This is a genomic window from Paenisporosarcina sp. P5_A11 (genome assembly GCF_056400705.1).
In genome coordinates, this window is sequence record NZ_JBFUKT010000138.1 from 1 (window position 1) to 9,208 (window position 9,208).

Below are 9,208 nucleotides of genomic sequence, written 5' to 3' on the forward strand. Positions count from 1 at the left end.
TAAAGAAGCCAGTGCTACGTCGTAACATCTCTTGACAACAATAGTTCTTCAGTCTAAGATGAAATTGTGAATGAACATTCATTCACAATTTCATTTTTTGGGTGGTGATATCTTTGAAACGAGACAAACCGAAGTTTAAACAAATAATCGATGCAGCCGTAGTCGTGATTGCGGAAAATGGGTATCACCAAGCACAAGTTTCCAAAATCGCAAAACAGGCAGGCGTCGCTGACGGAACCATTTATTTGTATTTTAAAAACAAAGAAGATATTTTAATATCTGTCTTCCAAGAAAAAATGGGGCTATTCGTTGATAATCTACAAACGATTATTAAGGATGGTACAAATTCGTCAGACAAACTATTGAAAATGGTGGAAAATCATTTTCGTGTGCTAGCGACAGATCACCATTTAGCTATCGTTACTCAGTTAGAATTACGCCAATCTAATAAAGAAATTCGTTTAAAAATTAATGAAGTGTTAAAAGAGTATCTTATGTTACTAGATGATATCTTGATTGAAGGTATTGAAAATGGTGAATTTAGTGAAGAATTGGATATTCGTCTTGCGAGACACATGGTTTTTGGTACAATTGATGAGACGATTACTACTTGGGTAATGAATGAACAGAAGTATGATTTAATGAAATTAGCTCCTAAAGTTCATAAATTATTACTCGGTGGTATGAAAGCATAAGTGAAGGGATGGACGTCTATGGAATTTTTAAGTTGGACGGTAGAAGATCACGTTGCGAAAGTAACGATTAATCGACCACCAGCAAATGCATTATCACGCGCTCTTATTGTCGAAGTTAATGAATTAATGGATGCTGTTGAGAATGATGATAGTGTTCGTGTTATAGTATTGCACGGTGAGGGTCGTTTCTTCTCAGCAGGTGCAGACATTAAAGAATTTACTCAAATTAAAACTGGAGTAGAATTTTCAGCTTTAGCTGCTAGCGGCCAAGAAATTTTTGAACGTCTAGAAAGATTCTCTAAACCTTTCATCGCTTCGATTCATGGTGCTGCTCTTGGTGGTGGTCTTGAACTTGCCATGAGTTGTCACATGCGTATCGTATCTGAAAATGCTAAACTAGGATTGCCTGAATTACAGCTTGGCTTGATTCCTGGTTTTGCTGGAACTCAGCGTCTACCTCGTTTAGTGGGTATGCCTAAAGCAGCAGAAATGCTGTTAACTAGCGAACCAATTAGCGGATTAGAAGCCGTTAAATGGGGACTAGCAAACCGTGCATATGCAGAAGAAGAATTACTTGCGAAAACAATGGAACTTGCTACTAAAATAGCTAAAAAGAGCCCAGTTGCAATGAAAGCTGCGATTGAAATGCTACAATACGCGAAGTCTTATGCGTATAATGAAGGTGTGAAAGCAGAAGCACAATCTTTTGGAACCGTTTTCATTTCTGAAGACGCGCAAGAAGGGATTTCTGCTTTTATTGAAAAACGCGAACCATTGTTTAAAGGAAAATAATCACTAGTATTGGGAGGTTTGCAACATGAATATTTATGTGTTGGTAAAACGTACATTTGATACAGAAGAAAAAATTGTCGTTTCAGGTGGCAAGATCCAAGAAGACGGCGCAGAATTCATCAYTAATCCTTACGATGAATATGCAATCGAAGAAGCAATCCGAGTTCGTGAAGCTCACGGCGGTGAAGTGACTGTATTGACAATGGGTGGAGAAGAAGCTGAAAAGCAACTTCGTACCGCACTTGCAATGGGCGCTGACAAAGCTGTTCTTATTAATACTGAAGATGATTTAGATGAAGTGGATCAATTTACAGCTGCTCAAATTTTAGCTGATTATCTTAAAGATAAAAACGCAGACTTGATTTTAGCTGGGAACGTTGCAATCGATGGTGGATCTGGACAAGTTGGACCACGTGTTGCTGACTTACTAGACATCAACTATGTAACTACTATTACTAAATTAGAAATTAACGGAACTCAAGTTCATATTGTTCGTGATGTAGAAGGCGATTCTGAAGTCATTGAAACTTCATTACCACTTTTAGTTACTGCACAACAAGGTTTGAATGAACCACGTTATCCTTCATTACCGGGGATTATGAAAGCGAAAAAGAAACCGTTAGAAGAAGTTGAATTAGATGATTTAGATATCGATGAAGATGATGTTGAAGCTAAAACGGAGACGATCGAAATTTATATGCCTCCGAAAAAAGAAGCGGGTCGAGTGTTACAAGGCGATCTATCAGACCAAGTACAAGAATTAGTACAATTACTTCGTACAGAAGCAAAAGTGATTTAATTTTATCTATAGATTTGTAATTGGAGGGAAACACATCATGACAAAAAAAGTAATCGTATTAGGTGAAGCACGTGAAGGCGCTTTACGTAATGTATCTTTTGAAGCAATCGCTGCAGCGAAGAAAATTTCAAGCGGTGGAGAAATTGTAGCTGTTCTTTTAGGAGACTCTGTACAATCTCTTGCAACTGAAATGATTCATTATGGAGCAGACCGTGTGGTAACTGTTGAACATCCACATTTAAAAACATATACTTCTGACGGCTTCAGCCAAGCAATTATGGCAGTAGTTCAAAGTGAGCAACCAGACGCAGTTGTTTTCGGACACACAGCTCTTGGGAAAGATTTATCACCTAAAGTTGCAAGTAAATTAAAATCAGGTCTTATTTCTGATGTAACTGCTATCGAAGGTGAAGGGGCAGATGTTGTTTTCGTTCGTCCTATCTTCTCAGGTAAAGCGTTTGAAAAAGTGAAAATCAAAGAAGGTATTGATTTTGTAACAATTCGTCCAAACAACATCGATCCATTAGCACACGATTCTAGCCGTTCTGGTGACGTTTCAGCTGTCTCTGTTGAAATTACGAACCTTCGTACCATTATTAAAGAAGTTGTTCGTAAATCAACTGAAGGCGTGGATTTATCAGAAGCGAAAGTCATTGTTGCTGGTGGTCGTGGCGTGAAGAGTGAAGATGGTTTTGAACCATTAAAAGAATTAGCAAGAGTATTAGGCGGCGCAGTTGGAGCATCTCGTGGTGCATGTGACGCTGACTACTGTGATTATTCACTTCAAATTGGACAAACAGGTAAAGTTGTAACTCCTGATTTGTACATTGCAGCAGGTATTTCTGGTGCTATCCAACATTTAGCGGGTATGTCGAACTCGAAAATTATCGTAGCGATCAACAAAGATCCTGAAGCAAGTATTTTCAAAGTGGCTGATTACGGAATCGTTGGAGACTTATTCGAAGTCATTCCAATGTTGACGGAAGAATTCAAAAAAMTAAAAGCTAATTAATTTTACATAAAACTCCGTGAAGTGAAAAACTTGCGGAGTTTTTTAAGATTTATTTTCTTTATCTGGGAAATCAATATAAAGAAAATGAAACTAGTACTATTAGATGTTTTGATGATGAGCAAAAAAGTAGTAGCGTTAAATTCAAGATGCTATACTACGTTTAGAGTTTGTATTTGAAGGAGGAAATTTATTATGGCAATTGTACACGGAACGGATCAAAGTTTTTCAAGTGAAATTTCAGATGGTTTAGTATTAGTTGATTTCTGGGCACCTTGGTGTGGACCATGTAAAATGATCGCTCCAGTTTTAGAAGAATTAGATGCTGAAATGAGCGAAACAGTAAAAATCGTAAAAGTAGACGTTGATGTTAACCAAGAAACTGCTAGCAACTTTGGCATTATGTCGATTCCAACATTAGTACTATTCAAAGACGGGCAACCAGTTGATAAAGTAGTTGGATTTAACCCGAAAGAAGCATTAGTAGAACTTGTAAACAAACACTCTTAATTAAACAGTATTATAAGTAATAGTAAAATAATATTAAAAACCGGGTACCCATGGGCACCCGGTTTTTTTCAACAGGTGATGACAAGTATGAATGAATTAATACAACAGAAATGCGCAATTTTACCAGACCATCCTGGTGTTTATTTAATGAAAGACAGACAGGATACGATTATTTATGTTGGTAAAGCAAAAGTATTGAAAAACCGTGTGCGCTCGTATTTCACGGGTAGTCATGACGGGAAAACACAACGTCTCGTCAATGAAATCGTAGACTTCGAATATATCGTGACATCATCAGACATTGAAGCGCTCATTTTAGAGTTAAATTTAATCAAAAAACATGATCCGAAATATAACATCATGTTAAAAGATGATAAAACGTATCCATATATTAAAATAACTGGTGAAAAACATCCGAAATTGATTACGACACGACAAGTTAAAAAGGACAAAGGAAAATACTTTGGGCCTTACCCTAATGCGTATGCCGCTAGTGAAACCAAAAAACTACTTGATCGTTTATACCCACTGCGAAAATGCCCGACATTACCAGACCGGGTTTGTTTGTACTATCATTTAGGCCAGTGTTTAGCACCTTGTGTAAAGCCTATTGAGCAAGATGCATATCGGGAGATTATTGATGAAATTACACGTTTTTTAAATGGTGGTTATCAGCAAGTCAAACAAGAACTAACAGAAAAAATGTCATCAGCGGCCGAGAATTTGGAATTTGAAAGAGCAAAAGAATACCGTGATCAAATCACACATATAGAAACAGTCATGGAAAAACAAAAAATGACGACGAACGACTTTACGGATCGTGATATTTTTGGCTTTGCCATTGATAAAGGTTGGATGTGTGTTCAAGTTTTCTTTGTGCGACAGGGTAAACTAATAGAACGAGATGTATCGGTATTCCCGTTAATCCAAGATCCTGATGATGAATTTTTAACATTTTTAGGTCAGTTTTATGATCAACCTCATCATATAAAACCTAAGGAAGTATTGTTGCCGCTTTCAGTTGATTTAGAATTAGCTAAGCAATTGCTTGAAATCAAAGTGGCTTCTCCAAGTCGTGGCAAGAAAAAGCAGATGATTGAATTAGCGACTAAAAATGCCGAAATTGCCATACGAGAGAAATTCCAGCTTATTGACCGCCAAGAACAACGAACAATTGGTGCTGTAGAAGAATTAGGTATAGCCATGAACATTGCTCCGCCGCTTCGGATTGAAGCATTTGATAACTCTCATATTTATGGAGCAGATGCAGTTTCAGCAATGGTTTCATTTATTGATGGCAAACCGAACCGAAAAGATTATCGTAAATACAAAACAAAAACTGCAGCACGACATGATGACTACGGGGCGATGCGAGAAGTTATTCGACGTCGATATACACGTGTGTTAAATGACCATCTACCTCTTCCAGATTTAATTGTCATTGATGGCGGGAAAGGGCAAATGGAAAGCGCTCGAGAAATTATTGAAGACGAACTAGGTTTATCCATTCCGATTGCGGGTCTTGCGAAAGATGCGAAACACCAAACATCTTCTTTGTTATACGGAGAACCACCTCAAATCATCCCGTTAAAACGAACGAGTGAAGGTTTTTATTTACTGCAACGTATTCAAGATGAAGTGCATCGATTTGCGATTACTTTCCATCGACAACAACGAGGCAAGCAAACCATAGCTTCGGCTTTAGATGGATTTGAAGGAATAGGTCCTAAACGCAAAAAAATGTTACTTAAACATTTTGGCTCTGTAAAACGTATTAAAGAAGCATCTGTTGATGAATTAAAAGGATCAGGGTTGCCTTTGCAAATTGCTGAATCCATGTCTGAATACTTTAAAAATGAGTCATTGTCAAAAGAGTAATCTTATGATATTGTTGACTCACTGAAATTGAATCACTAATGAAAGTTCAAAGTATGTTTGAACTATCATTGAAAAAGTGGTGATAGAGGTGCGAAAATCATCAGTAACTTGCATGAGGATGAACAGATCCGTTGACTGCTTTTGAAAGGGAAATTCGCCGAAGTACGATATTAACTGTCTAATGTCGCACTGGTTTTGCATTGAATAAATGCAGGATTGTCAGAATCTAATTGGATTCTGGAGGGCTATCTTCACATGGACGCTTCTTTAAGAACGGTCATGCATGGAGACAGCTTTTCACGATCACTCGTGGATAGGCTGTCTTTTTTAGCTTCTTTGGAAATAAGGGAGAGTTTACATTGAGTCGTTTGGTCATGAAATTTGGAGGAACATCAGTTGGCAACACAGAACGCATTCGAAACGTCGCAAAGCGCATCATAGGTGAAACTGCAAAAGGGCATGAAATTGTTGTGGTTGTCTCAGCAATGGGCAAAACGACTGATGAATTAATGCGTTTAGCACAAGATTTATCAGCAGAGCCTTCAAAACGTGAAATGGATATGTTGCTATCAACTGGAGAACAAGTGACGATTTCCTTACTTACGATGGCACTTCAACATATGGGGCAAGATGCGGTGTCATTCACTGGCTGGCAAGCAGGAATTGGAACAGAATCGGTTCATCGTAATGCTCGAATCGAGCACATTGATACCATTCGCATTGAACAAGCTTTGACCTCTGGACAGGTAGTAGTGGTTGCTGGGTTTCAAGGCATGGACGCATTCGGTGAAATTACAACGCTCGGACGTGGAGGTTCTGATACAACGGCTGTTGCAATAGCAGCAGCCATTCAGGCGGACCAATGTGATATTTACACGGATGTCAATGGTATTTATACATCAGATCCACGTTGCGTGGAAGGTGCTCGAAAATTACAGGAACTAGCATATGATGAAATGCTAGAGCTTGCCAATTTAGGTGCGGGTGTATTACATCCACGTGCAGTCGAATTTGCCAAAAATTATTCCATGCCACTTAGTGTTCGATCTAGCTTAACCGAAGAAACAGGGACGATATTATTGGAGGAACCCACATTGGAGAAAAACCTAATTGTGCGCGGTGTTGCATTTGAACCGGAGATTGTTCGTATGACGGTAGCATATAAAGTGCCATTTAACGGCTCTCTCGCAAAAATTTTCACAACACTAGCTAAACATCATGTGAACGTTGACATTATTGTTCAAAGTATCATGGAAGGCATACAACCAAGTGTGTCATTTTCTATTAAAAAAGAAGATTTTGCTGAAGCGGTACAAGTGTTAGAAAGTAATAAAGCTGATCTTGGTTACCAATCTATGAATTACGAAGTAGGTTTAGCCAAAGTTTCAATCGTTGGATCAGGCATGGTATCTAATCCTGGTGTAGCTGCTCAAATGTTCGATCGTTTGCGCATAGAAGGAATTCCCGTGAAAATGGTAAGTACATCAGAAATTAAAGTTTCGGTTGTTGTCCCTGAAAGTGAAATGCTAAAAGCGGCCAATGCATTGCATGATGAATATGAATTAACTGCAGTTCGAGTGTAAGGAAGTTTCATGATATAATGGGAATATATTCATAATCATGAGAGGTAGTGTGAGAAATGAACTGGCATCTAGTGGAGGATTTAATCAAAAAAGCACAGCGTGAGGGACAGTTTGACAATTTGCCTGGAGCGGGAAAACCTTTACCACCAGATGAATTTGCTCATTACCCGGAAGATATTCGAATGGTCATGCGCATCTTGAAAAATTCAGGACATGACGCAGAAGCTCAATTCATAAAAGAAGAAATGAGCGATTTGCAACATCAAATGAAAAAAGCCTTAGGTAAAGAAAAAACCGAATTGGAACAACAATACAATCAAAAACTGACACAAATGAACCGAATGTTATCGAAAAAAGGGATTCAAACAAATAGTAGTGCTTTTAAGCAATATCAATCTGAAATGAGCGATAGATTTAAATGGGATTAAAAAAGCTGGTAGTCACTTTGAAGTGACGCCAGCTTTTTTTGTATTTCGACCAAAAAGTGCAACTGAGCGGTTGCTCAGTCGCACTTTTTGGCGTTGACGTCTGAAAAGAGATGGGTGACGTCTGAAAAAAGAGGCGTGCCGTCTGAAAAAGGAAATGACGTAGGAAAAAAGTGAGTTGACGTAGGAGATTTGAGCATTGACGTAGGAAAAATGAGGGTTCACGTAGGAAAAAATCGCATCGACGTAGGAATCCATCAATTCCCCCTCAAAAAAACCAGCATGCACCCAAAAGGTGCATGCTGGCTGGTTCCACTAAATCTTTTCTTTTAAATCCCATTTTATATGAAAGTGGATGATGTTTTTCTTTATAAATTTTTCCTCGAAGCATTCTGTCAAGTAGCCACCTAACTTTTGTTGCTGTTGCGCCAAAAAGCCAGCTTCTAGGCGAAAACAACGCTTGTCGATTTGAAGTGCATCTGGTTCGCCAGTTAGTGTATAAAATGCTTCATCCTTTGAAAGACTATCAAGAGTTAACACACCCCAGCCAGCTTCTTCAAAAAAGGAAGATACTTCCTCCATTGAGAACAGCTGAAACTTGCGTGCTAATTCTTTTCCTGACCAATATAAAATATCATCTTCATGCTTGCCTAAAATTGTCGAAAGTACATGATCTCTAATTAATTCATATCCAAAAGCTGGTACTGTTTTTGTATCTGTCAATGTCATATAAATCCCGCTTTCTAACTAAATTCACGTTTAACTTTATTAATCTAAGAATTATTCATGTGCAAGGTAGGAAAAAGATGAGAAATCGAGAATTATCCTGCATTTTAATGTCATATGTAGTAGGCTACCTTGTCTTGACGCTCCCTTATGATGGGAGTACAATAAACATGTCATAATATTGTACCATGATGAGATATGCAGTCAATGTTGCTTTCGTTTCATACGAGGGTCTAAATTTGTCTGTCTATTTTGAAGTAATGAGGGGGGTAACAGTCTTGTCGAAAGATAATGAATTTTATTTACGCCGGTTGCATTCTCTACTTGGAATTATTCCAATAGGTTTGTTCGTGGCACAGCATTTGGTTATTAACCATTTTGCTACGCAGGGACCTGAGGCATTTAACAAAGCTTCGCACTTTATGGAAAGTTTACCATTCGTATTATTTTTGGAATGGTTTGTCATCTACATTCCTTTAATGTTCCATGCATTCTATGGTGTGTACATATCTTTTACTGCAAAAAGTAACACACAGCGTTATGGCACGTTCCGTAACTGGATGTTTCTTTTACAACGTGTAACAGGAGTTATTCTTGTCGTGTTTATTGCATGGCATATATTTGAGACAAGAATCCAAAAAGCAATTGGTGCTGATGAAGTTAACTTTGACATGATGGCTGATATTTTAGCAAATCCATTAATGTTTGTATTCTACGTGGTTGGTGTTGTATCTGCAACATTCCATTTAGCTAACGGTATTTGGTCATTCTTGGTAAGCTGGGGTATCACT

10 protein-coding genes and 1 riboswitch are annotated in these 9,208 nt (G+C 38.1%); of the genes, 9 read left to right on the forward strand and 1 reads right to left on the reverse strand.

Going from position 1 to position 9,208, the window contains the following annotated elements; genetic code table 11:
• Nucleotides 1–113: 113 nt before the first annotated feature.
• The 8 genes from AC1DOS_RS15165 to AC1DOS_RS15200 all read left to right on the forward strand — a co-directional run bounded on the left by AC1DOS_RS15165 (nucleotide 114) and on the right by AC1DOS_RS15200 (nucleotide 7,694).
• Nucleotides 114–695: a TetR/AcrR family transcriptional regulator gene (locus tag AC1DOS_RS15165; RefSeq protein ID WP_108585305.1), complete on the forward strand. Its 582-nt coding sequence runs from the start codon at nucleotides 114–116 to the stop codon at nucleotides 693–695.
• A gap of 18 nt (nucleotides 696–713) precedes the next feature.
• Complete coding sequence (locus AC1DOS_RS15170; RefSeq protein ID WP_477538173.1) at nucleotides 714–1,487, forward strand: enoyl-CoA hydratase; 774 nt, start codon at nucleotides 714–716, stop codon at nucleotides 1,485–1,487.
• A 25-nt stretch (nucleotides 1,488–1,512) separates the two neighbouring features.
• Nucleotides 1,513–2,286: an electron transfer flavoprotein subunit beta/FixA family protein gene (locus AC1DOS_RS15175; protein WP_477538174.1), complete on the forward strand. Its 774-nt coding sequence runs from the start codon at nucleotides 1,513–1,515 to the stop codon at nucleotides 2,284–2,286.
• A gap of 37 nt (nucleotides 2,287–2,323) precedes the next feature.
• Nucleotides 2,324–3,298 (forward strand): electron transfer flavoprotein subunit alpha/FixB family protein, encoded by a 975-nt coding sequence (locus tag AC1DOS_RS15180; RefSeq protein ID WP_477538175.1) that lies wholly within the window; start codon nucleotides 2,324–2,326, stop codon nucleotides 3,296–3,298.
• A 192-nt stretch (nucleotides 3,299–3,490) separates the two neighbouring features.
• The gene (trxA, locus tag AC1DOS_RS15185; RefSeq protein ID WP_108585301.1) at nucleotides 3,491–3,805 is read left to right on the forward strand and encodes a thioredoxin; all 315 of its coding nucleotides are present in this window, start codon (nucleotides 3,491–3,493) and stop codon (nucleotides 3,803–3,805) included.
• Nucleotides 3,806–3,892: 87 nt separating this feature from the next.
• Nucleotides 3,893–5,683: an excinuclease ABC subunit UvrC gene (gene uvrC / locus AC1DOS_RS15190; RefSeq protein ID WP_108585300.1), complete on the forward strand. Its 1,791-nt coding sequence runs from the start codon at nucleotides 3,893–3,895 to the stop codon at nucleotides 5,681–5,683.
• A gap of 75 nt (nucleotides 5,684–5,758) precedes the next feature.
• Nucleotides 5,759–5,939, forward strand: a riboswitch (Lysine riboswitch).
• A 103-nt stretch (nucleotides 5,940–6,042) separates the two neighbouring features.
• Entirely contained in the window at nucleotides 6,043–7,266 is a 1,224-nt protein-coding gene (locus AC1DOS_RS15195; RefSeq protein ID WP_477538176.1) for an aspartate kinase, read from the forward strand.
• A gap of 56 nt (nucleotides 7,267–7,322) precedes the next feature.
• Nucleotides 7,323–7,694: a DnaJ family domain-containing protein gene (locus AC1DOS_RS15200; RefSeq protein WP_108585298.1), complete on the forward strand. Its 372-nt coding sequence runs from the start codon at nucleotides 7,323–7,325 to the stop codon at nucleotides 7,692–7,694.
• A 312-nt stretch (nucleotides 7,695–8,006) separates the two neighbouring features.
• On the opposite strand, the gene AC1DOS_RS15205 is transcribed toward AC1DOS_RS15200, so the two are convergent.
• On the reverse strand, nucleotides 8,007–8,420 hold the full coding sequence (locus AC1DOS_RS15205) for a YslB family protein (protein ID WP_477538177.1): 414 nt from the start codon (nucleotides 8,418–8,420) through the stop codon (nucleotides 8,007–8,009).
• Between the two features lie 275 nt (nucleotides 8,421–8,695).
• On the opposite strand from AC1DOS_RS15205, the gene AC1DOS_RS15210 reads away from it, so the two are divergent.
• The coding region (locus AC1DOS_RS15210; RefSeq protein WP_477538178.1) for a succinate dehydrogenase cytochrome b558 subunit at nucleotides 8,696–9,208 on the forward strand (513 nt) is incomplete at its 3' end.